Annotated in this window: 22 protein-coding genes; 10 read left to right on the forward strand and 12 right to left on the reverse strand. The window is 40.0% G+C overall.

Going from position 1 to position 23,847, the window contains the following annotated elements:
• Positions 1 to 40: 40 nt before the first annotated feature.
• Complete coding sequence (locus J8Z25_RS06110) at positions 41 to 1,588, reverse strand: methyl-accepting chemotaxis protein (RefSeq protein ID WP_167658485.1); 1,548 nt, start codon at positions 1,586 to 1,588, stop codon at positions 41 to 43.
• Positions 1,589 to 1,980: 392 nt separating this feature from the next.
• Here J8Z25_RS06110 and gshA point away from each other — a divergent pair, with 392 nt between their 5' ends.
• Together gshA and J8Z25_RS06120 are read left to right on the forward strand one after the other, a co-directional pair.
• Positions 1,981 to 3,555 carry a glutamate--cysteine ligase gene (gene gshA, locus J8Z25_RS06115; protein WP_130051904.1) on the forward strand — a complete coding sequence of 525 codons (1,575 nt, stop codon included), beginning with the start codon at positions 1,981 to 1,983 and terminating at the stop codon, positions 3,553 to 3,555.
• 136 nt (positions 3,556 to 3,691) lie between these two features.
• Positions 3,692 to 4,300, forward strand: a complete 609-nt coding sequence (locus J8Z25_RS06120) for a transglycosylase SLT domain-containing protein (protein WP_130051903.1) — start codon at positions 3,692 to 3,694, stop codon at positions 4,298 to 4,300.
• A gap of 87 nt (positions 4,301 to 4,387) precedes the next feature.
• On the opposite strand, the gene queC is transcribed toward J8Z25_RS06120, so the two are convergent.
• Positions 4,388 to 5,068, reverse strand: coding sequence for a 7-cyano-7-deazaguanine synthase QueC (queC, locus tag J8Z25_RS06125; protein WP_267894589.1), 681 nt, complete (start codon positions 5,066 to 5,068; stop codon positions 4,388 to 4,390).
• A gap of 121 nt (positions 5,069 to 5,189) precedes the next feature.
• Between queC and queE the strand changes: the two genes are divergently transcribed.
• Positions 5,190 to 5,855 carry a 7-carboxy-7-deazaguanine synthase QueE gene (gene queE, locus J8Z25_RS06130; RefSeq protein WP_130051902.1) on the forward strand — a complete coding sequence of 222 codons (666 nt, stop codon included), beginning with the start codon at positions 5,190 to 5,192 and terminating at the stop codon, positions 5,853 to 5,855.
• 136 nt (positions 5,856 to 5,991) lie between these two features.
• Here queE and bcp read toward each other — a convergent pair whose 3' ends face one another.
• Both bcp and J8Z25_RS06140 read right to left on the reverse strand, forming a co-directional pair.
• Complete coding sequence (gene bcp / locus J8Z25_RS06135) at positions 5,992 to 6,471, reverse strand: thioredoxin-dependent thiol peroxidase (protein ID WP_130051901.1); 480 nt, start codon at positions 6,469 to 6,471, stop codon at positions 5,992 to 5,994.
• A gap of 10 nt (positions 6,472 to 6,481) precedes the next feature.
• Complete coding sequence (locus tag J8Z25_RS06140) at positions 6,482 to 7,015, reverse strand: glycine cleavage system transcriptional repressor (protein WP_130051900.1); 534 nt, start codon at positions 7,013 to 7,015, stop codon at positions 6,482 to 6,484.
• A 368-nt stretch (positions 7,016 to 7,383) separates the two neighbouring features.
• Between J8Z25_RS06140 and bamC the strand changes: the two genes are divergently transcribed.
• Positions 7,384 to 8,445 (forward strand): NlpB/DapX family lipoprotein, encoded by a 1,062-nt coding sequence (bamC, locus tag J8Z25_RS06145; protein WP_130051899.1) that lies wholly within the window; start codon positions 7,384 to 7,386, stop codon positions 8,443 to 8,445.
• A gap of 71 nt (positions 8,446 to 8,516) precedes the next feature.
• The gene (locus J8Z25_RS06150) at positions 8,517 to 9,884 is read left to right on the forward strand and encodes a YjiH family protein (protein ID WP_130051898.1); all 1,368 of its coding nucleotides are present in this window, start codon (positions 8,517 to 8,519) and stop codon (positions 9,882 to 9,884) included.
• A gap of 33 nt (positions 9,885 to 9,917) precedes the next feature.
• Here the strand turns inward: J8Z25_RS06150 and J8Z25_RS06155 are convergent, their stop codons facing one another.
• Both J8Z25_RS06155 and J8Z25_RS06160 read right to left on the reverse strand, forming a co-directional pair.
• Positions 9,918 to 10,064, reverse strand: coding sequence for a DUF2897 family protein (locus tag J8Z25_RS06155; RefSeq protein WP_250661849.1), 147 nt, complete (start codon positions 10,062 to 10,064; stop codon positions 9,918 to 9,920).
• 39 nt (positions 10,065 to 10,103) lie between these two features.
• Entirely contained in the window at positions 10,104 to 10,640 is a 537-nt protein-coding gene (locus J8Z25_RS06160; RefSeq protein WP_502934593.1) for an acyloxyacyl hydrolase, read from the reverse strand.
• 235 nt (positions 10,641 to 10,875) lie between these two features.
• Between J8Z25_RS06160 and J8Z25_RS06165 the strand changes: the two genes are divergently transcribed.
• Positions 10,876 to 11,469, forward strand: a complete 594-nt coding sequence (locus J8Z25_RS06165; protein WP_250661850.1) for an MlaC/ttg2D family ABC transporter substrate-binding protein — start codon at positions 10,876 to 10,878, stop codon at positions 11,467 to 11,469.
• 300 nt (positions 11,470 to 11,769) lie between these two features.
• Entirely contained in the window at positions 11,770 to 13,107 is a 1,338-nt protein-coding gene (locus tag J8Z25_RS06170; RefSeq protein WP_250661851.1) for an ankyrin repeat domain-containing protein, read from the forward strand.
• 82 nt (positions 13,108 to 13,189) lie between these two features.
• Here the strand turns inward: J8Z25_RS06170 and J8Z25_RS06175 are convergent, their stop codons facing one another.
• Genes J8Z25_RS06175 through J8Z25_RS06195 form a run of 5 tightly spaced genes read right to left on the reverse strand, consistent with a single transcriptional unit; the run spans position 13,190 to position 16,725 of the window.
• Positions 13,190 to 13,645 carry a DUF2069 domain-containing protein gene (locus J8Z25_RS06175; RefSeq protein ID WP_250661852.1) on the reverse strand — a complete coding sequence of 152 codons (456 nt, stop codon included), beginning with the start codon at positions 13,643 to 13,645 and terminating at the stop codon, positions 13,190 to 13,192.
• Positions 13,642 to 14,196: an NAD(P)H:quinone oxidoreductase gene (wrbA, locus tag J8Z25_RS06180; RefSeq protein WP_130051893.1), complete on the reverse strand. Its 555-nt coding sequence runs from the start codon at positions 14,194 to 14,196 to the stop codon at positions 13,642 to 13,644. Before wrbA ends, J8Z25_RS06175 begins: the two co-directional genes overlap by 4 nt.
• Positions 14,196 to 14,543 carry an arsenate reductase (glutaredoxin) gene (gene arsC / locus J8Z25_RS06185; protein ID WP_130051892.1) on the reverse strand — a complete coding sequence of 116 codons (348 nt, stop codon included), beginning with the start codon at positions 14,541 to 14,543 and terminating at the stop codon, positions 14,196 to 14,198. The genes wrbA and arsC overlap by 1 nt, the downstream gene beginning before the upstream one ends.
• A gap of 54 nt (positions 14,544 to 14,597) precedes the next feature.
• On the reverse strand, positions 14,598 to 16,058 hold the full coding sequence (gene bepA, locus J8Z25_RS06190; protein WP_130051891.1) for a beta-barrel assembly-enhancing protease: 1,461 nt from the start codon (positions 16,056 to 16,058) through the stop codon (positions 14,598 to 14,600).
• Between the two features lies 1 nt (position 16,059).
• Entirely contained in the window at positions 16,060 to 16,725 is a 666-nt protein-coding gene (locus J8Z25_RS06195) for a hypothetical protein (protein ID WP_130052308.1), read from the reverse strand.
• A 366-nt stretch (positions 16,726 to 17,091) separates the two neighbouring features.
• Between J8Z25_RS06195 and J8Z25_RS06200 the strand changes: the two genes are divergently transcribed.
• Both J8Z25_RS06200 and J8Z25_RS06205 read left to right on the forward strand, forming a co-directional pair.
• Positions 17,092 to 18,159: an AI-2E family transporter gene (locus J8Z25_RS06200; RefSeq protein WP_130051889.1), complete on the forward strand. Its 1,068-nt coding sequence runs from the start codon at positions 17,092 to 17,094 to the stop codon at positions 18,157 to 18,159.
• A gap of 118 nt (positions 18,160 to 18,277) precedes the next feature.
• Complete coding sequence (locus J8Z25_RS06205; RefSeq protein WP_250661853.1) at positions 18,278 to 20,533, forward strand: aminotransferase class V-fold PLP-dependent enzyme; 2,256 nt, start codon at positions 18,278 to 18,280, stop codon at positions 20,531 to 20,533.
• 64 nt (positions 20,534 to 20,597) lie between these two features.
• Here the strand turns inward: J8Z25_RS06205 and J8Z25_RS06210 are convergent, their stop codons facing one another.
• The gene (locus tag J8Z25_RS06210; protein ID WP_130051887.1) at positions 20,598 to 21,629 is read right to left on the reverse strand and encodes a LacI family DNA-binding transcriptional regulator; all 1,032 of its coding nucleotides are present in this window, start codon (positions 21,627 to 21,629) and stop codon (positions 20,598 to 20,600) included.
• Positions 21,630 to 21,977: 348 nt separating this feature from the next.
• On the opposite strand from J8Z25_RS06210, the gene pgi reads away from it, so the two are divergent.
• Entirely contained in the window at positions 21,978 to 23,624 is a 1,647-nt protein-coding gene (gene pgi, locus J8Z25_RS06215; protein WP_250661854.1) for a glucose-6-phosphate isomerase, read from the forward strand.
• The last annotated feature ends 223 nt before the right edge of the window (positions 23,625 to 23,847 follow it).

Consider the following 23,847-nt stretch of genomic DNA (forward strand, 5'->3'; position numbering starts at 1 on the left):
GCCGCATCATTTTGACGCGGCTTTTTTGTATCAGTTAAGTTTAAACTTTAAAGGTTAACAGCATATCGTTAACTTTGCGCGAGCCTTCAACAAGCCCCGCTGCATCTTTAGCGACGTTGTAGCTAAGCTTTAAGTTCTCTTCGCTGTGTCCTTTTATGCTTTCTACATTTTCGCGTATATCGGTGCTGACAACTTGTTGTTCCTCTGCAGCCGTCGAAATCTCAGTCGCAAGGCCTGATATTTCATCAATTTGTGCGAAGATGCTCGCTAGCTCAGTTTGAGTGTGAGCAGTAGTATCAACACAATTATCTGCTTGCGCTTTAGTTGATTGCATCACTTTAGACCAGCTAAATAACGTATCTTGGATCTCTTTAATTGAGCTGTGAATTTGTGCTGTCGCATTTTGAGTACGTGAAGAAAGTGCGCGTACTTCATCTGCTACAACCGCAAAACCACGGCCATGCTCACCTGCACGTGCTGCTTCAATTGCAGCATTCAGCGCTAATAAGTTTGTTTGTTCAGCAATGCCTTCAATCTCACTCATTACTTGGCCTATTTTGTCAGCTTCACTAGCAAGAGAGTTAGCGGTAGTGGCTGCTTGCTCTACTTGGTTAGCTAGATCAGACACCATGCTGCTATTATCTTCAATATGCAGTTTGATATCATTACAGCTTTGGTAAGTTGTTTTAACCTTGTCAGCAGTGTGATGAGTATTTGCTGAAATCTCGCCAATAGTTGCACTCATTTGTGTCATTGCCGTAGCAATATCACTTAAACGTTGACCTTGTGCAGCAATACCTTGCTCGGTTAGTGACGATTGTTTATCTAAGTTGGTAGCAATGTCTTTGAATGAGTAAGTAGAGTCTTTAACACGACCTAATACAGTTCTAAGCTTAGCGAACAGCATTTGCTGATTATAGGCAGCAATACTAAAAGGGTGTGAACCTGAATACACATAGCGTGATACTGAATCAAACTCTGCACGTTGCTGCTTTAAATGGCTTGGGGTTACAACGAGCTCGTCATAATTTAATGCAAAAAGGAGTGCTACAACGGCACAGCTCGCTAAGGCAACCATCCATGAAGTAGTAAACGCTAAGCCGACAATGCCTGCAAATAAAATAACCGCAGACAAAATTTGTCTCAGCGAAATATTTTCACGAAATGACGCGACTGATTTTCCATTATTAATCTTAGTGTACAGTGCCGTTGCACGGTCTTTTAATTGTTCAGATGGCTTAGTTCGAACTGACTGATAGCCAACCAACTGACCATGTTCATAAATGGGTGTAACAAATGCATCAACCCAATAGTAACGACCATCTTTACAGAGATTTTTAACCATGCCACGCCAAGAATGGCCTTGCTTTAGTTTTTCCCACATTTCTTTAAATGCCGCTTTTGGCATGTCAGGGTGGCGAACAATATTATGATTTTTTCCGAGTAGCTCTTCCTCGGTGTAACCTGCAATCGTACAAAATTCCTTATTTACGTATGTGATGACACCGCGTAAATCTGTAGTAGAGACAAGCTCTTGATTATCAGAGTATGTCACTTCTTGATTAATGATTTCTTGCCCACGACGCATATGAGTCCTCGAAATATACTTTTTTATGGTGTGCGGATTATAGTCTCAGAAAAATGTAAGGGAAGGGGGTGCATATAGATAACTATGAAAGTTTTAAAAATTTCATCTTCCCTTTGATCTAAAACAATATCTTGCTTGAATTATTATGTTTAGCCTCAGTCTTTTATATTAGTTAAAAGGCTCAGTATCCTCAAGAAATAAGTCTAAATAGTATTTTAAATGTTTTTAGCAACAATGAAGTGCCGCCAAAGCAATTGTATATTGTCCCTCACAATGGCAAGATTGAGCATCAAGTGAACGGGTACTAAATGAAACTGATTTTTCTGACTTGAGTAATTACTTTTTGCCCCCATACACTTAGGATTACAGCCACGTGGCTCGAGGAAGCATTTTTGATAAAACATGATTTAAATAAAACGCTAGAGGCGTTAACAGTACAATTTCCTAACGCAATTAATGGGATTAAACGTGGTATCGAGCGAGAAGCATTAAGGATCAAACCAAATGGTGTTATCTCACAGCAAGGTCATCCAAAAGGCGTTGGTAGCGCTTTAACTAATGATCATGTCACCACTGATTTTTCGGAATCGCTATTAGAATTTATTACACCGGTAAGTACGTCTGCAGAGCAAACCTTAGCTCAGCTAAAAGATCTGCAAAAGTTCACCTTGTCTCAGATGGATGATGAGCTCTTATGGCCTATCAGCATGCCGTGTTTTATTGAGCATCAAGACGACATCGTACTGGCACAGTTTGGTGACTCAAATATTGGCCGCATGAAAACACTTTATCGTGAAGGTTTAAAGAATCGCTATGGCAGTATGATGCAAGCAATTGCTGGTGTGCATTTTAATATTTCTTTTCCTGAGAGCTTATGGCAAAGCTTGTATAGTTTAAACGGCAGCCAAGGCACACTCGCTGATTCTATTTCGAATGGGTATTTGGGACTTATTCGTAACTTTAAACGTGAGCTTTGGTTGATCAGCTTTTTATTTGGTGCATCGCCAGCATTGTGTAGTTCATTTTTGCAAGGGCGCGAAACAGACTTACCATTTAAAAAACTAGGTAAAGGTACTCTTTACTTAGAAGTTGGCACAGCGCTGCGTTTGGGGAACCTTGGTTATACCAACAGTGCGCAATCGTCTTTGCGTGTTATGTACAACTCATTAGAAGAATATGTAGCAGGTTTAAAAGAAGCGATTCATACGCCATCTGATATTTATGACCATATTGATGATTACACAAGTGCTGAACCAAAGCAGTTAAACAAAAATATTCTGCAAATCGAAAATGAGTTTTATTCACCAATTCGTCCTAAGCGCAACGCAGCATCAGGCGAAACTCCTACAGATGCATTACTTCGTGGTGGTATAGAATACATTGAGGTAAGGGCATTAGATGTTAACCCATTTAGTGAAACGGGTATCGACTTACAGCAAATACGCTTTTTAGACGTATTCCTAACTTACTGCTTATTAAATGACTCTCCAGAGATGGATTGGCAAGAACAAAAGTTGAGCACTACCAACCTCGATGCGGTTGTTAATGAAGGCCGAGATCCAGAATTAACACTTAACAAGCAAGGCGAAATAGTTCGCCTGACAGATTGGGCTAAAACAATTTTTAGTAATTTAACTGCCGTTGCACGTTATATGGATAATGCATACGGGGTAAGTTATTACAGTGAAACTATTGCTGAGCTTGCAACCTGGGTACAAGATCCTAGAAAAACATACTCTGGCAAATACGTAGCAACACTTGCAAAAGAGAACCTAGATAATGGTAATTTTGCATTAGCACTTGCACAGCAGTACAAGCAAAGCCATCTTGCGTCAGAGTATCAATTTTATGATCATGCATTTTTAGCGAAACAAGCTGCTGACTCTGTGCTTAAAGAGCGTGAAGTTAAAGCTGCCGATAGCGAAACGTTTACTGCTTTTTTAGATGACTATTTTGCTAAAGCTTAGTAAGGTGAAGACATAAAAAAACGCAGCCTATGGTGGCTGCGTCAAAGATTCTTCAGGGATGAAACAATGCTATACTGCTGCATTCATAAGTTCAGACTGACCTGAAAAGAAAAAGTTCAGCGAGATCCAAAAAAAAATGAAAAAAAGTATAATTATTTTATCGCTGGCCGCATCATTGGCTGGATGTGCAACCGCTCCTCCAGAGCAACCCCATGATATCTGTAAGATTTTTGAAGAAAAGCCTGATTGGTACTACGATGCCCGCGATGCTCAAGAAAAATGGGGATCGCCTAAACATGTGCTAATGAGCATGATGTATCAAGAAAGCTCATTTCGTCATGATGCTGCTCCGCCAATGGAATACTTCTTATGGGTTATTCCAATAGGTCGTGCCAGTTCTGCCTATGGCTATTCACAAGCGAAAACACCTACTTGGTCAGATTACATCCGAGAAACAGGCAACAGCGGTGCAGACAGGGATGATTTTGATGATGCTATCGACTTTATGGCGTGGTTTGTTTACAAAACTCATAAAGTAAATGGTGTATCGAAATGGGACGCGTACGCACAATACCTAAATTACCATGAAGGATGGGGCGGCTATAAGCGTGGTACTTATAAAAGTAAAAAGTGGTTAATGAGTGTTGCAAATAAAGTTAAACATCGAGCTAGCCGTTATGGCGCGCAACTTAAAAAGTGTGAAGCAGATCTAGATAAAAACTGGTTTGAGCGTCTATTTAGTTAATAGAGCATTGACGCAACCGTTTGGACTTTAAATTTTTACCAAATGTGTCTTTAAAAAGGCTATCAAAGATTTGATAGCCTTTTTTGTTTATTCGTATTCGATAGGATCGGTAACGTTATTAAGTGCAAAGGCTTCCAAGCGCTCTTGACAAGCACCACATTTGCCACAGGCTTTGTCACGGCCGTTGTAGCATGTCCAAGTTTGGCTGTAATCAAGACCCATTTTTAAGCCGTCTGTTAAAATATCGATTTTAGTATTGTTTAAATATGGACTGAAAATCTCAACAGCGTCGTAGTTGGCAATACGGCAAACATCATCCATTTTTTGAACGAATTCAGGGCGACAGTCAGGATAAATTGCATGATCACCAGAATGTGCGCCATAGTAAACTTTGCTGGCTTTTAAAGACACCGCATAACCCACTGCAAGTGATAGTAAGATCATGTTGCGGTTTGGCACTATTGTGCTCTTCATGCTTTCTTCTTCGTAGTGACCCTCTGGCACATCGATATCATCGGTCAGTGATGAGCCCCCAATCAATTGATTGATTGCTGAAATATCAACAATCTTGTGAGAAACACCTAATTTTTCACACACTTGAGCAGCTACTTTAAGCTCTTTAACATGACGCTGGCCGTAGTCGAACGACAGGGCATATACTTCGTGGCCTTGTTGCAGGGCTTTATTTAATACGGTAAAAGAGTCCATACCGCCGGAATAAATCACAACTACTTTTTGCGTCATATCTGTTTTGCTCTTACTTTTGATAGAGGTTTACTTCAGGGCGCGATATACTACACGGCTCGGGCCTAAATAACAATTTTTGCGCGTGTTTTTGGTTTTTTGATGGTATGCATTATATATCGTTGCGTCGTAAGTGAGATCTCTTTTGTACAAAATTAACGAAGTGTTTGAAACAATTCAAGGTGAAGCAAGTTTTACTGGTACACCTTCAATCTTTTTACGTTTACAAGGCTGCCCTGTAGGCTGTGCTTGGTGTGATACAAAACAAACATGGGACGTTGATAATGTATATAAAGTGTCACTTGATGACACGGTTGAGAAAAAAGCAGACTCAGATCATTGGGCAGAAGCAACTGCGGAGCAAGTGTTAGCGCTATTTAAAGAACGTGGCTACAACGCAAAACATGTGGTGATCACAGGTGGTGAGCCTTGCATGTACGACCTAAATCCAGTGTGTGAGTTATTACACGCAAATGGTTATTCGACTCAAATTGAAACCAGCGGCACATTTGAGATTTTAGTCCCTGAACAAACATGGGTGACCGTATCACCGAAGATTAATATGCGTGGCGGTTACAAAGTATTACGCAGCGCTATGCAGCGCGCTGATGAAATTAAACACCCAGTGGCAATGCAAAAGCATGTTGAAGAGCTCGAAGATTTATTCTTAAAAACAGGTGTTAATCCGCGTCTAGTGTACCTTCAACCAATTAGCCAAAAGACCTCAGCAACTAAACTTGCCATTGAAACCTGTATTGCAAAGAACTGGCGTTTATCAGTTCAAGTACATAAGTATTTGGGAATTAGTTAGGGTTTAGCCGTCAGCCGTCAGCCGTCAGCCGTCTGATCTGACCCCGATAAAGTAGACACTGGGTTTAATATTTCCAGTTAAAAACAAAAAAAGCGTTGCACCATGGCAACGCTTTTTACTTTTTAGCTTATCGCTACTAATTCTGCGCTAAATAATCCAACACAACCTGATGATGGTCTTTGGTTTTGAATTTATCGAACACATGCTTGATTTTACCGTCTTGGCCTACAAGGAAGCTAATACGATGAATTCCTTCGTACTCCTTACCCATAAACTTCTTATAACCCCAAATACCAAACGCATCTGCAATCGCGTGATCTTCGTCAGCTAATAAGTCAAAATTAAGCTCTTTTTTGGTTTCAAAATTCTTTAAACGCTTTATTGGGTCTGGGCTGATACCCACGACACGTGTGTTTAATTTAGCAAGCTCAGCTTTTTCATCACGTAAGTTTTCAGCTTGTACGGTGCACCCTGGAGTGGATGCCTTTGGATAGAAGTAAACAAGCACTTGCTGCTCTTTTAATAGCTCAGCGAGTGTGATTGTTTCATCATTTTGATTTTGTAAACTAAAAGCAGGGGCTGTATCACCGGCCTGTAATGGATTAATTGTTTTCATGCTTTGCTCCTTAGCGAATGCGTCTGAAAATATAATCTACGTTCAAACTGCGAGAAAGATCTTCAAAGCTCACTTTAAAGTTATCAATATCGACTTCAACGGGAATATTAAACTCTAGCTCACAACGCATTTTTAGCTCATCACCTTCGTCGTACGTATCAGATTTAAGTGAACAAATGCTGATGTTATTGTCAGCAAAAAAGCGCGTAACTTTACTTAATGTTCCAGGTGTATCAATACCTGTGTATTCGAGGGTGTAACCGGCGCAAAATTCACATGCAACATGACTTGCTGTGCGTTTCATCATGGTTAAAAGGCCAAGTTCCATGCCTTTAGTTGGCAATGTATGCTCAATGCGGCTAATGGCCGACATATCACCTGCTAACAGCATGATAAAGGTAAACTCGTTGCCCAAAATAGCAATGCGACTGTCAATTATATTGCAATGGCAATCACTCACTAACTGAGTTAATTCGCTAACGATACCGGGTCTATCTTCGCCAATCGCAGTGAGCACTATCTGATGATTTGTAAAAGCAGTCATGGAATTTTAAATACCTAGTAATTAACAATACCAATGGATATAAGCTTGAGTAAGCTTTGATTTCACGTGAGTTTAATACCGCACGGCGGCGAAGTTTAACATAATTTGCATCGTTAACGATAGCGACGATTAATTAAGCCGTGAATAAAGTGCGCTCTTTCTTGTTTTTAGGGGCATCTGAAAGTACCATAGTTAAAATTTTGCAAGGCGACAAGCAAACAAATACGTTACGCTAGCCGAATCTATTCGGGTTTTTTGCATAAAAACTATAAATGTAAAGTTAAAAGTGATTTTACAGTGAACCAAATCGGCATTACCCACTCATATATTTGTTAAAAAAATTAAGGGTTTGCTAAGGAGAAATATCTGTGCAGTATTGGATCTCAAAGGCGCTTGCTGTAAGCGTAATGGTAAGTTTAACAGGGTGTGGTGTATTTACCGACGAAGCACATCAAAAACGTAATTATCGAGCAAATGAACCGGTCAAAGCACCAGCAGGTTTAGCGCAACCAGCTCTAGATCCAACATATAAAATGGATGTTGCGCAATATGACAATAATCCTGAAGCTAAAAACTATCGTCCGCCAGCGCAAGTTATTACCATTGCTCAAGGTACTTGGGTTGAAGAAGGTGACACTGAAGCGCGGGTCTATTTTGATAAAAACGATGGTATAGAAGATTTAGATGTATTTATCTGGAACTCTATAAAAGCCGTTCTAGCTGAAAAAAATACCGCAGCTTTGAAAGAAGATAAAGCATCAAATTCAATTGAAACAGGTTGGTATGCGATTATTAAACCTGAAGAAGGTTGGTTTTGGGAAAGCGAAACCGAAGTATCACAACAACGTTTTATATTTACTATTGAAGAAAAGTCGCATCAGCGTACAGCTTCTTTAACAGCTAAACTTGCTGATTATAAAAGCGACTCAGTACCGTTAACACCATTACTACAGCAACAACTTGAAGTACGTGCTTTAAACCAAGTGATTGCTGAGTTTGATTACCGTTACCGTCAACTTGAAGTTGAAATGCGTAAACAACAAGGCATTATTTCATTAGAAATGGGCTTTGATAACAAAGGTAATGCGGCACTGGTTACTGAGCAAGATTACAACATGGTGTTTGATCGTTTCTCTGGCTTCTTAGAGCGATTATCTTTCACTATCGTAGAGATTGACCAAGAACGTGGTTTGATTACGGCTGATTACAAAAAGCCTGAGTCAAGCGTATGGGATTCAATTTGGGGTGAAGAACTAGCTGAGCTACCAATTGAAGAAGGCCAATATCAAATTCTTGTTAGCCGTACCAATGATGGCGGTACAAGTTTAACTTGGATGGACTCTGAAGGTTCGACATTAGAGCCTGGTACAATGAATGACCTCCAGCAAGCATTAGAAAATGCACTGCGTCAACGCGGTATCAATATTTAATAATTAAAAAAGTTAAAACCACCACAAAAAGAGCTTCGCCGCTCTTTTTGTGGTTTTTACAGGTTGAAAATATGTCTAACTTAAACACAGCAAATCGCAGTGACTTGCGAACCTTGTTTACCTTTTTCGTTCCTTCACTTATAGGTGTCTTTTTGTTTATGACGCCGGTACCCATAGGTGAAGCAATGACTATTCCGATTGCTGTTATGGCAAAAGCAGTGCAAGAGTGGATTGCCCCATTTGCATTGGGTTTAATCACCAGTATCGTTTGTATCACCGGTGTTTTATCTTTGATAATAAAGCTGTTTAAACCACAGCCATTACTTAAGTTTTTTATCATTAAACACTTATTTGATGTTAGTTGGCTGTGGCTGAGTGTTCGGTTACTGGGCATGATATTTATTATTCTGACTTACACGAAGCAAGGTCCTGAAATGATTATTTCAGGGAATACTGGTGCGTTAGTATTAAACGACTTGCTGCCCGTATTGTTTTCTGTGTTTGTTCTAGCGGGATTATTATTACCGTTATTATTAAATTTCGGTCTCCTAGAACTAGTGGGTACGTTATTAACTAAGGTTATGCGCCCACTTTTTGGTGTTCCTGGTCGAAGTGCAGTTAACTGTGTGGCATCTTGGTTAGGTGATGGTAGTGTAGGTATTTTGATGACCGCTCGTCAGTATGAAGATAAACATTATACACAACGTGAAGCAGCCATTATTGGTACCACTTTCTCAGCTGTATCAATTACCTTTTGTTTAGTTGTTATTGGTCAAGTAAAGCTTGAACACCTATTTGCACCGTTTTATTTAACGGTGTGTTTAGCGGGTTTAGCAGCTGCGCTAATTGTGCCTCGCTTACCACCGCTACGCTTTAAAAAAGATCTCTATGTAGATGGAACTGAGCCTGATAAAGACGCAGAATCAGTACCTGAAGGTAAAACATTGGTTTCTCACTCACTTGATGTGGCACTTGCTAAAGCACGCACTGCACCGGGTTTTGCTGGTACAGTGAAAGAAGGCTTACATAACGCATTTGATATGGTATTTGCTGTATTACCTGTGGTTATGGCTGTGGGCACATTTGCTTTGATTATTGCTGAATATACGCCAATTTTTGAATATATGGGCAAACCTTTTGTTCCATTCTTAGAGCTATTACAAGTACCAGAAGCTGAAGCTGCTGCACAAACAATTATGGTTGGCTTTGCTGATATGTTTATTCCGTCGATTCTTGCGGCTGGTAGTATCGAAAGTGATGTAACACGCTTTATCATTGCTGCAATGAGTGTGACGCAATTGATTTATATGTCGGAAGTAGGTGCACTGCTTTTAGGTAGCAAAATCCCGGTTAATATTATCGAATTGTTCTTCATCTTTATTTTAAGAACCTTAGTAACATTACCGGTGATTGTCTTAATGGCACATTGGTTAGTGTAAACAAAGCTAAAACCTTAAATAGAAAAGCCCTGATTATTCATCAGGGTTTTTTTTATCTTCATTATCATCGCTTTTAGGCACTTTGAAGTCCATTTTTGCTGCATGTTTTAGCAACATAAGGTTACCAACTACCACACCAAATACGGCAACAACAATGGCTATAATTTGCCAAGTTTCCATCTTTAAATCCTGCCGATATACACAGCGATATAGTAGCACTTAAAATCGTCTTGCATAAGACAGTGAAATAAAATCAAGGCCAGGGTTAGGGTTTTTGAAGCCCGCATTTGAGTAATGCAAATATCTAACTGCTAAGGTTGAGTCATCATCTAAGTCTGCAACTAAGCCCAATCTATCTTCAAACTGATAGTGAGTACTAACGTTTTTGCCTGCAAAATGGGTGTCATCTAACAATGAAACACCAATCCCAAACTCCACATAAACAGGCATGTTTTTCAGATTAAATACAGGGTATTGGATCACCGGAGACATAGCTAACACGATATTAGTTTGATGTTTGTTGTCTTTGCCATACTGCCAAATATTAAAACTAGACTCGAAGTACAAACGGGGGTGTTGAAAAGGCAGCTTTTCATTGGGTATATGGTACTGGTAGGCCAGCTTTAAGCCTTTCACATCACCTTCACCTTGGATGTAATCAACCGCATAGCCATGGTTTGAAGCGGCATAAGTCGGTGTTGCTAGTAGGGCGGCTACACTTAACATAAGTGCTTTTAGTGGGTGCTTTAGTTTCATCTCGGTACTTCTCATTATGACTGTGAGCAAGTAGATAAGGGTGAGGGTAGGGGCTTTTCAATGTGCGTAAAAACACAGAAGCTGTGCACATTCTCATATTTTTTAGCAATTGACTGAAAACTATGGGAAAAATCGATTGGTGCTTAATTGGCATTAAAACGGTGTCGGATTGTTTCTTTTTTTATGGATTTAATATCGGTATATTAGCGAAAATTTTCGTTGAGAGGTGAATACGATGACCAAACTAGTTAACTCATTTTTGCTTATAGCTGCGCTTTTTACTGCAACTGCTTTTGCCAGTGAAGACCGCTCGCCTAAGCAACTATTAGAATCAGTCACAGCAGATTTATTTGTTGATATCGCAAATGTAAATGCGAAGGGTGATGCAAGTTCAGAAGCAATGGCAAGCATTGTAGAAAAACGTTTATTGCCGCACATGGATATTAAGTTTGTATCGTATAAGCTTTTAGGTAAGCACATTAAAGGCCTACGTCGTGAGCAAGCTGTTGATTTTATTGCTGCAGTTGAGCATTACTTAACAGTAACTTATGCCGGCGCACTGATGAAATACACAGGCCAAAAAGTAATTTTTGATCAATCACAATTCATCGACGATGGTTATGCAACTGTAAAGACACAAATAGTTGATGACAATGCGCCAGCCATTGATTTGCACTTTAAATTACGTCAAGGCAAAGATAAGCAGTGGAAAGTATACGATATCGTTGCTGAAGGTATCTCACTGTTAAGTGCAAAGCAAAAAGAAGTATTGCAACGCATCAGTCAAGTGGGTATCGACGAAGTCACAAGCGAATTAGCAAGTAAGTAAGTTAGCTTAAAGCTCGATTACCTTCACCTCATCGAGCATTTTAGCTACTTTCAGTCTCCAACCAAGCAGTGAGCACCGTTCATGTGCCGCTGCTTTTCTATTTTCTTTAAAAATCACCTACTTTGCGCTAGCACCTGTAACCCTCTGTGGTAGAATCATGCTACTTTTCTTGTTTACCAAAGTATCTGTTCAGATACTGTGTTATTGGTTGCAATATTAAGCAAACTGTCAGTTAAATTTTGCTATAACTGAGTGCTTAATAAGACATCGAATAATGTGCAGCGGAGTTGTGTTTTTTTAATGGAAAATGTACTGATTTGGCCAAAGGAATACCCGTTACTGATCAAAGGATTAGCTGAGCAAAACGGGGCCTATATTTTAGATGCTTTAGAAGCTTGGCCGGCATGTCGTTCTACTAATGAAGATGACGGTGTGTGTACGACGGTTCTTCCGCCTATTTACTACCTCACTTGGTTGACTCCTCTTGAACCGTTTGAAGAGTGTTATTTCCAACACATTTCTGAGTTTGATGAAGCTGCGTTGCATTATGTTAATGCTATGAAATCGCACTTTTTAGAAAACGACTACACCCCTGAGAGTCTTGTGTTAATGCTGTGCCAGCGCTTAGAGAAATACGCCAGCGCATTTGCACAGTCGGCAGTTAAAACACCTATTACACTCATTCACCAGTTATTTAATCGTCGCTATTTCACGGTGATAGAGCATGTACTTAATCAAGGTGCGAAAATGTCTGCGGACGATGTGCTGGAGCTCTGGACTGAAGTTGACTTTAGAGAACGCTTTAGTGGTTTTATTCCAGAGTCTGTTGCAGATCTTGAACCTTTAACTGTGCTAGCAGCAGAAAAGGTAGCCCATGGCGAAGATTATTTCACGTTGCTTAAGCTTGTGTCACCAGACGTTGATTCTGCATCGTTACTTGAACAAGCTTTACTTGCTCACTTAAGCCATGAAAATGCTAAACAAACAATGGCAAAGCGGTTTATTGAGCAAGGTGCAACCGGTGCATTAGCTGACGCAAACGGTAAAACAGCCTTTATGTGGGCTACCGAAAAAGGCTATGTGAATGTTGTTGAGACTTTGCTTGAGTATCAAGATAAAAAATCCCAAGACAACAAAGGCAATACGGCATTACATTATTCAGTTTTAGCCGAGAATGGACCGTTACTTGTGCTGCTTCTAAAAGCAGGTTATGACTTTAGAGTTCGTAACAATGATGGTTTAAGTTGCTACCGATTAGCAGTAAGCATTAAAGCGGATAGCTTAGTGAAGTGCCTTGAGCATGACTTTGGCATCAAAGAGCTTTCACCTGAAGGGCAGTTTGATCGCATTAAAAAGGTACATTTATTACATGCGATTGTAACTTTGTTACTTCCTGTGCAGCTGTTCTTCTTTTTTGATGACAGTATTTCGATTAAAAGTGAGCTAACACTTAGCTTTACGCTAATTTCAATTTTATGTTTTTTCTTTGCGACAAGCTTGAAACGATGTGCGCTTTACCCACATATACGCCATCCTTGGGGACTTTTTATTTTAAGATTGTTTTCGTTGTTTAGCTTAATTGGCCAAGTGGGTCTAGCAAGTATTGTCGCGCTAGCCACCTTAGCTGAGTTGGTGTGAAGACATAAAAACTATATAAAGTGACATAAAAAACGGCAACCTAGGTTGCCGTTTTTTGTTTCATTTTTCTAAATAAAAGTGTTTATTTGTCGTGCTCATGTGCCGCTTTTTCTTCAGCCAGCTCTTCTTTTAATTTACGTATCTTAAGGCCAAGTTCTTGTCCGCGATGGCGTGCATAATAGGTGCAGCCAATGAACATTAGGCTCGCAAAGGTTAATTCAAGTAATACCCAAATCAGCTGTTCTTGCGCGACCCAAAGTAATGTAAAACCATGGATGAAATAGAACATGACAATAAAGTTCGCCCATGCATAGGTATAAGGCTTATCTTGAATGATACCTTTTAGCGGTAGCAGCAGAGGCAGGATATATACAACAAAGATAAAGGCATTACTATGGCCTTCTCTTGGGGCAATTAAAAACAACCAAACTGGCATTAAAATTAATAAGCCGATATAACCAATCAGTGCGAAACGTTGGAATCGTTTTGTAATTGGTTTTTTGGCAACAGGCTGATTTAACTCAGGTTCCAAGCTCATTGTAATTTACTCGCAATTAGTGTCAGGCGCTTACCAACGCTTTGACATATTTTAATTTCGTCTTTACTTAACACATTACTGTTATTGCTACCGGCTACATGAGTCGCACCATATGGCGTACCGCCAGTTTCAGTCGCTAGTAATTCAGGTACTTCATAAGGCACACCTAGCAACATCATACCGTGATGTAATAGTGGCAGTGATAGATTTAACAAGGTTGCTTCATTACCACCGTGCATGCTGCTTGATGACGAAAAAACGCAAGCGGGTTTATCTATCAGCTGACCTTTAAGCCATAGATCACTGGTGGTTTCCCAAAAGCTCTTTGCTTGCGAGGCCATCATGCCAAATCGAGTAGGAGTGCCAAAGGCTAAGCCATCACAATTAATAAGATCATCTTTGCTGATCACAATATCGTGTGACTGACGCTTAACAAAAGTGCGCAACAAGGCTGTTGCACCTTGTTGCTCAATCGACTCGGCTATCTCATGAGCCATAGCTTCTACAGAGCCATGGCTTGAGTGGTATAGCACAACAATGTTTATAGCCATTAAAGCACGCTTAATACGTTTTCTGGTGGACGACCTAGAGCAGCTTTGCCTTTATTTTCAACAATTGGGCGCTCGATTAGTTTTGGATTGGCAGCCATCGCAGCAATTAACTTATCTTCATTTTGTTCATTTTTAAGCTCAAGCTCTTTGTAGATGTCTTCTTTAGTACGCATTAATTCACGCGCTGAAGTAAAACCTAGCTGACTAATTAAAGTCGCAATTTGTTGTTCATTAAGCGGTGTTTTTAGGTATTCAACAACACTTGGTTGAATATTATTGCTTTCTAATAGGGCAAGAGTTTCACGCGATTTTGAACAACGTGGATTATGATAAATAGTCACAGACATGGTGTGTTCTCACATTTAATATTTTGGCTTATTTTAGGGCAAGCGCCGCGAGACTTAAAGTCTCGCAAGCTCTTTTTGTAATTGACGGTATTGTGTAAGTAGGGCTTTTAAACGTTGTTGTTTTACTAATTCTTCAGGCTCAACAAAGTTTAGTGCTTTTTGAATTTCATCGGCTGCTTTTAAATAAGCGCCATATTGAGCGAGCACATCGGCATGAGCTTCATGGTAGGAAGCCATATTTTCTTGCTTTTTATAGACATCAGCAATGAGCTCTTTGGCTAGATTGTTCTCAGGTTTTGCTAACAAGTAAGATTTTAGAATACGCTCCGCAAGGTCAAATTGTTTTGCTTCAATAGCGGCATTTGCATAGTTTAAGGCAATCACCTGATTGTTAGGTCTATCGATATCTAACTTAGCTAAAAATTCTACAGCCTCGTTAGCTTTACCTTGAGCAATTAGTAAGTCTGTATGGGTATCGATATAAAATAAGTTTTTTGGATCTTGCTCAAGCAATGGATTCAATACGTTGGCCGCTTCATCAAGCTTTTTCTGATCCAACAGGCTAATACCTAAACCGTATTTGAGAGCTGTGTCGTTGTGAACAGTATTTGCACGCATTAATTTACGAAACAAATCCTCCGCTGCTTTTGACTTTTGCTGATAACGAGCAATCACTCGGCTTTTAGCCAAATTGAATTCTAGGCTGTCAGCATAGTGTCTTTTTGGGTATTGCTCGGCACGTAAGCGTACATCAGATACACGACTTTCTGGTAATGGGTGAGTCAGTAAAAATGCTGGCGGCTTATACTTATAACGAATTTGTGCAGCAAGCTTAGTTAAAAACTCACTTGATTGACGGGGGTCAAATCCTGCGTTATTAAGGGTTTGCATACCAATACGGTCAGCTTCTTGCTCAGCAGCACGGCTATGCGTTAATTGACTAAATGCCGCTTGTGTTTGGTTCGCTGAAATAATTGCAATTCCGGCATCAGGTGCAACAACTGTAGCCAAAATACCAGCAATCATGCCTGCGATGGTTAATGCGCTGTTGTCTTGCTGCTGTTGAATACGGCGCGCTAAGTGGCGTTGTGTGACGTGAGCTATCTCGTGTCCAAGTACTGAGGCAAATTGGCTTTCGTTATCGGCTTGTGCGATGAGGCCTGTATGCACACCTACATGGCCGCCATAGAATGCAAATGCATTGATTTCTGAATTGTTTAGCCAGAAAAATGAAAATGGAAAACGTACATCGTTAGCGTTTGCGACCAAACGTCTGCCCAGAGTAGTGAGGTATTCATCGAGAACGGGGTCATTCACAACAGGCGATGAACCACGAATTTGCATCATCATCACTTCACCGATTGCTTGCTCTTTTTCAATCGGCAACGCTTGCAAAGCCGAGGTCCCTAAATCGGGCAGCTTAAAGTTAGTTTGTGCCTTCAACGGCTCACTATGCAGTATCGAGAATGTCAGTAATGCACTGCATAGTGTAATAAAGGCTAATTTTAGTCGCATCTTATTCCTTGTTGATTTGCTCACCTAACATGACTTTTGCTATGTCTATTTCGTCGCTGCATGCTCGGCTGTCTTTTTCGCACAATTGATAGAAATCTTTTATTGTGACTCCATCTAGCTTAACAACGTTCAATTCTCGTTGTAAAAAAGTTATGATTTTATGAGCTACTTTATGGGCATGAAGAATTAATGCTTTGTCTGCTTTATCGCCTCTTTCAAAGTAAAAACCAATGAACTTATGGAGCTGATTAAAGCGAATAAGGTTTTTCATGCTGTGCGGATCCCACACCTTAAACTCCATAAAGCGGTTGTCTTTAATAAATTGATCTACAGTAACATCTTTTGCATAAGGGTAAGCCCATAATTCAAAGCCTCGATCTGTAAAGCTTTGATGTAATGCGATTCGTGGTTTTTGCTCGCAAACAATTTCGCCCATTTCGGTTACATGGCCTCCTAATAAATCAAGGTTCCAGTTACGTGGGTCAATTAATCGCTTAACAGCATTATCAAAACCGTGGTCTAAAATCCCTTCTGATTCGCTGACTGATGATGCCACCATATGATAAAAAGGCGGCAGCTCGCCCCAGTTAATTTGTTTTTTATACCAATTTATCTCTTTAAGAGTTGGATTCGCAGGTAATTGCGCTTTATTATGCGAGCCAGGCATCATGTTTCCTTTACTACCAGTTATTGATTAAGGATAAACTATTGTTTTGCGTGTTTTAAGCAAAAAATGAGTTGTTTCTCATTATAAAGACTTATTTCCGCAAGATGCTGACATCTTATACTTATTATTCATATTAATAACGCAGTTGATTCGCTATGTTAACGGTTGATTTAAGGGACTATAAGTGCCCCCAACAATTTATTCAGTTTAAATTAGGGTTGAATAAGGCAATATCAGTTAAACAACCCGTGACTTTTACATTTAATGCTGCAGAGGCAACGGACGATATGCAGCGATTTTTAGAAAAACATCATTACCATTTTAAAATTGACCTAGAATTAGGTGTGCTAACTGTGGAGCCCATTCGTGTTTGAGTATGTAAAAGCCTGGTACGAAAATAAATTTTCAGATCCCCATTCAGTAACCTTGTTGTTACTGCTTATTGCAACCTTTGCATTTTTCTACTTTTTTGGCTCGCTAATCGTGCCTGTTTTAGTTGCCTTGGTGATTGCCTATTTACTAGATTGGCCCGTTGCTCATTTAGAAAAGCTGGGTTTAAAGCGCTTTACTGCAACGATTCTTGTTATGTTGGTATTTAGTGGCTTGATGATCATGATTATTGTTGGCATGGGGCCTGTGCTTTGGCAGCAAACCAGTAATCTAGTTCAAGAAACCCCATATATGATTGAGAAAGGAAAAGCACTGCTTTTACACCTTCCTGAAGATTACCCAAGTTTGATTACTGAAGATCAGGTTAAATCAATTGTTACCAGTGTTGAAACTAAAGCCATTGAGTTTGGTCAGTTGGTGTTATCCGTGTCGCTAACCTCCATTAAAGATGTAGCAGCTTGGCTGATTTATCTGATTTTAGTACCACTACTGGTGTTCTTTATGCTTAAAGATAAATTAGAGCTGACGCAAAGTGCTGAGCGTTTATTGCCAAAGCAGCGCCGTTTGATCATTCAAGTGTGGCAAGAAATGAATCAGCAAATCATGAATTATATCCGCGGGAAGGTATTTGAGATTTTAATTGTTGGTACTGCATCCTTCATCTCCTTTGCAGTTCTTGATCTTCGTTATGCAGCCTTATTAAGTGTTTTGGTTGGCTTATCAGTTCTTATTCCATTTGTAGGGGCAGCATTGGTGACTATTCCTGTGGCAGCGGTGGCGTTATTCCAATTTGGCTTAGAAACACAATTTTGGACCATTCTAATTATCTATGGCGTGATCCAAGCACTTGATGGCAACGTTTTAGTGCCATTGCTGTTCTCTGAAGCTGTCGATTTAAACCCTGTGTTTATCATAGTGGCTGTGCTGTTTTTTGGTGGCTTATGGGGGTTTTGGGGCGTATTTTTCGCGATACCACTTGCGTCATTGGTTAAAGCACTTATTAATGCATGGTCTTCAAAACAGGTTGAACTAATCGAAAATTAGCTTAGTCTTAAAAAGTATAGAAAACGCACTTTACTGACTAATTGATTATTATAATTTAGCCGTGAAAAATGTAAAATAGGTTATAAGATATATCTTTTAGTAATATGGTGCGTTTTACATGGCAAATTTTTACCTTCCTGACGATGCTAATCAGCAAATTTATTTAGATGCGAATGCAACGACTCCTGTACTTCCTGAAATTGCCGATGTGGTTTCGCATACGATGCGAGTATGTTTTGGTAACCCATCAAGCTCTCATATTACTGGTATTCAAGCAAAGCACTTATTAGAGCAAACGCGTAACAAAGCCCGTGAAGTAATTGGCGCAACCGACGGCGATATTTTATTTACCTCTGGTGCAACCGAAGGTATTCAAACGGCGGTTGTTTCAACGCTTATTGCTGCGAAAAATCACCCAATTGAGAACCCAGTATTACTTTATGGGGCAACAGAACATAAAGCAGTGCCAAATACCCTAAAACATTGGAACAGCGTGCTTGATATTAATGCACAGGTGTTAGCTATTCCCGTTGATAAAAACGGTATTTTAGATCACGAATTTATTCGCAAACATGCAGCTAATGCGCTGATGATTTGTACTATGGCGGTCAATAACGAAACCGGTGTATTCCAAGACTTAATCGCTATTGAGCAAGTTATTCGTAGTGAAAACACCCATGTTGCTTGGATGGTAGACTGCGTACAAGCCTTAGGCAAAACCAACTTAGCGCTAAGCCAAACAACCATTGATTACGCCCCATTCTCAGGCCATAAATTGTATGCCCCTAAAGGAATTGGCGTACTTTATATTCGTGAAGGCAGTGCATATACACCGTTTATTGCTGGTGGCGGCCAAGAAAGCGGTATGCGATCAGGCACCGAAAACTTACCAGGTATTGCCGGTTTAAATAAGCTGTTCTCGTTATTACTTGATAAACAAAACCAAACATTCAAACCAATTGAGCAGCTACATGTTTATCGTGAGCAATTATTAGGAGCACTAACAGACACCTTTGGCAGCATCACGTTTAACCACAGTTTTGAGCATTCAGTGCCAACAACGTTGAACTTTGCAGTTAATGAATTAACGAGTAAAGAAGTGATGGATTTATTTGATGCTGCGGGTATCCGTGTTAGTGGCGGTTCTGCATGTAGCTCAGGCGCAAATCGTAGTTTTGTACTTGATGCGATGGGGGCCAGTGATTGGCAAAGTGAAAACGCGATACGTATGTCGTTTGGCCCTGCTGTAAATCAACATGAAATTGACTTTGCTTGCGATAAAATTCGTTCTTTAAAACCGATTCTAGAAGCAAACTGCCTTGTTGTGTCTGATAGTACATCACCTCAACACGAAGTCTGTGCGATTGGCTTAACACAACTTCGCCATCAAGCTGCGTGCTGCTGGCTTTATGTTGATAGCGATAAAAACGCAGTGGTGATTGATCCTATCATCGAGCTTATTCCACGTATGGCGAAAATTGTTGCGACACAAGGTCTAACAGTAAAAGCGATTTTAGATACCCATAACCACCAAGAGCGTTTATCGGCTCGTTGTTTGTTAACCAAAGAGCTAGCAGAGCGTTATGTTGCTAGCGAGATAGATGAACTTGGTTGGCCTAAAGAGTCACAGGCTATCGAATTAACTGGTGTACGCTTAACTAAATTAGCGACACCGGGACATAGTAAAGATAGTGCCAGCTACTTATTAACAGATACTCAAAGTGGTAATGTGAGCTATTGCTTCTGTGGCGATTTAATCTTACCGGGTGGTTTAGGTAACACGGCTATTAGTGGCGGCGATGCTGCGCAAATGGCACAGTCATTAAAGCAGCTTGCTATAGCAATACAAGATTCAACGGTGATTTGTTCGGGTCATGATTATCAACAATGTTTTGCTATGGATTGGCATGCGCAAAAAGAGACCACGCCGCTATTAGCACAGTTATTGAATGACCAAATGTCGGATACGCAGTTTATTGAGTTAAAACATCAAGCTGATGAACAAAAGCATACTGCAAGTCATTCTTTATGTGGTTATGTTGAAACCCTTGAAAGCGCACCTATGAAACAGCTCACTGCAGCGGATGCTAAAGCGATGCTTGACTCTCAAGCTACTTATATAATTGATACTCGTGAGCCTTATGAACATGGCGCGAATAACCTTTCAGAGTTATTTTCCGTTGCTAATAGTAAAGTGATCAACATTCCATTGAGCCGTATGGCAAATGCTATCGTCGAAGAGCAATTAGATAAAACGCATACTTATATCTTGGTTTGTCGAAGCGGTAACCGCTCAAAGCAAGCAGCAAATAACCTGTCACAGCTTGGTTTTGAAAAGGTATATAACTTAGATGGTGGTTTAGCGTTGTTGTAAAAGGTAATTTAAGTCGTTCATTAAAAAAGCCGCTATTGAGCGGCTTTTTTGTAAGCTGTTTAAGTTAGGCTGTTATGGGGCCTGAACTTTCACGTACCACTAATGATGGGGTAAAGGTCGTGATAATGTCTTTATCTTGATTCCGTGCACCACGGGTTTTTCTGAACAACAGGCGTGCTGCATGCTGTGAAATTACATCATTTGCTTGATGGGCTGTGGTAAGCTTTGGCCAAGTTTGACGCGAGAATGGAGAATCTTCGAACCCAGTAATTGATAACTGCTGTGGAATTTCAATACCCATTAAGCGTGAGGCGAATAACGCGCCAGCTGCCATTTCATCGTTTCCGCCAAGTAGGGCAGTGATGCTTTTCGGGTTACTCTCACCAAGCAATGCTTTTGCACCTTCAACACCTGATTCAAAAGAGTACTGGCCTTCGTAGATTAGCTCATCCTTCAATGAGATGCTGTGATCTTTTAATGCAGCCTGATAACCCGCTAAACGTTCAGTCGTAGATTTATGTTCTTTATCGCCGCATAAAAAACCAATGTTTTTATGACCAAGCGAGAGTAAGTGAGAAGTAATTTCGTACGCAGCCGCGTAGTCATTTACATAAATACAGGTGTCTTGGTCTTCCTCAGTAGGGCGACCGGAGAGTACACGCACATAATGAATGCCCATTTCATCAAGCATATCGATGATACTGCTTTGTTCTGATAGGGGGGGTGTTAACACTAAACCAGCCAAACGAGAGCGCTTTATCATGGTTTTGAAGTCTTCTTCCATGTTGCCATCGAGGTAGTTACAAGGGTGAATGACTAGTTCATAGCCTTCTTCTTTACAACGCGACAATACGCCATTTTGCATGTCGATGACATAATAAGCATTCGGGTTGTCATAAACTAAACCAACAGTAAAAGACGATGTGCCTGCTAGGTTACGAGCTGCAAGGTTTGGTTGATAGTTCAACGTGTTAACAGCGTCCATCACTATGTCGTAAGTTTTTTTTCTGACCGATGGCTCTTTATTGATCACTCGCGAGACTGTTTTCATTGAAACACCAGCGAGCTTGGCTACATCATTTATGGTTACTTTCATACTGTTACTTTATAGTTAGTTATATTTGTATTATAATAATATTGAAAAGTGTTCGCTAGAGCGCTTTTTCTTAATAGGTACATTAATATTTAATATAAGTTAGTTAGTGTATCTAATGTTCTACTAAATTAGCAGTAAAATAATTGAGATAATTTTTATGATACCGGTGTCAAAAGAGAAAAATTGCGCTATTATCTCGACTATAAAATGTAAAAGTAGAGCATTGACAGCGTTGTCATTTTGACTTAGTGTTAATTTTCATCTTATTTTTTATTGCTGTCTTTATTCAACATTAATAAAAAGATATTTAAAAATCAGTTTGTTGCAAGTTTTTAGGGGATTATATATATGAGCAGCCGTTCGCAATTAGCTAGTTGGCAAGCACTATCTGAAAGTGCCAAAAAGATGAAACAAATTCATCTTAAAGATTTATTTGCCAAAGATAGCACGCGTTTCGAGCAATTCTCTGCTCAGATCCCAGGTGTATTATTCGATTACTCGAAACAACAAATTAATAAAACTGTTTTTGAACAATTAATTGCTTTAGCGAAAGAGTGTGACATTAGCGCATGGCGAGACAAAATGTTCAGTGGTGAGAAAATTAACATTACTGAAGACCGTGCTGTACTTCATACTGCTTTACGTAACCGCGCTAACACTGCTGTAATGGTTGATGGCGAAAATGTAACGGACGCTGTTAACGCAGAGCTTGCTAAAATGAAAGCGTTTGTTAGCAAAGTGCGCAGTGGTGAGTGGTTAGGCTACACAGGTAAAGCTGTGAAAGATGTTGTTGCAATTGGTGTGGGTGGTTCAAACCTAGGTCCGCAAATGGCAACAGAAGCGCTTGCTGCTTATGCTGATGACACATTAAATGTTCACTATGTATCTAATGTTGATGGTGTTCAGATTGCATCTGTTTTACAAGGTTTAGACGTTGAAACAACATTATTTGTTATCTCATCTAAAACGTTTACGACCTCAGAAACTATGACTAACGCTAAATCGGCTGTTGAGTGGTTTCTACAAACAGCCCAAGCTCAAGAGCATATTGCTAAGCACTTTGTTGCTGTAAGCACCAATTTAGAAAAAACAGCGGCCTTTGGTATCGCTGATGAAAACGTATTCACAATGTGGGATTGGGTAGGCGGTCGCTTTTCTTTATGGAGTGCGATAGGATTACCAATCGCCTTGTACCTAGGCTTCGACGCGTTCGAAGAGATCCTAGAAGGTGCGTTTGAAATTGATGAGCATTTTAAAAATGCTGAATTTGAAAATAACGTACCATTATTGATGGCGCTTTTAAGTGTATGGAACACTAGCTTTTTAGGTTATACCGCACAAGCAATTTTACCGTATGACCAAGCATTACACATGTTACCTGCGTATTTACAGCAAGGTGAAATGGAAAGTAACGGTAAGCATGTTACTTTTGCTGGTGAAACTGTTCCTTATACGACGGTTCCTATTATTTGGGGTATGACAGGTATCAATGGCCAACACGCATTTTACCAATGTCTGCACCAAGGTAATGTAATTGTACCTGCTGACTTTATTGCTTCAATTGAGCCGCAAGTAAATGTTGGTAAGCACCATGATATTTTATTATCAAACTTCTTTGCACAAACCGAAGCGATGATGGCCGGTGTTGATGCAGAGCAAGTCACTGCTGATTTGACCGCAAAAGGTAAATCTGAAGCAGAAATTGCAGAATTATTGAATCACAAGATTCACCAAGGCAATCGCCCAACAACGTCAATGTTATTAGATAAAGTTGATGCGAAAACGGTAGGACGTTTAATTGCGCTTTATGAGCACAAAATTTTCTGCCAAGGCATTATTTTAGAAATCTGTTCATTTGACCAATGGGGTGTAGAGCTAGGTAAAGGACTTGCCTCGAAAATTGAAGCTGAACTATTTGATGACTCAGTTAGTCATCCACACGATAGCTCAACCAACGGACTGATCGCTTACTATAAGACACATCGTAAGCAGTAACAGATTCGCAGCAGCTGCTGCAAACAGAATACCTTTGAACGGGTAGCGCTGGAGTTCTTAGGGCCTGTATTTTTGTGAGAGGATTTACAGAGCCCCTAAGACTCATTTACTTCAGCCAACATAAGAATAATGAGTAAGCTACTTACAAACAAATTCAACAGGCTTTGTTAAAGGGATCATCTAACACAGCCAATCAACCAGATAACAACACGCACTGCCATAC

Origin of the sequence: Pseudoalteromonas sp. SCSIO 43101, from assembly GCF_023650775.1 — a bacterium.
Taxonomy (GTDB): domain Bacteria; phylum Pseudomonadota; class Gammaproteobacteria; order Enterobacterales; family Alteromonadaceae; genus Pseudoalteromonas; species Pseudoalteromonas apostichopi.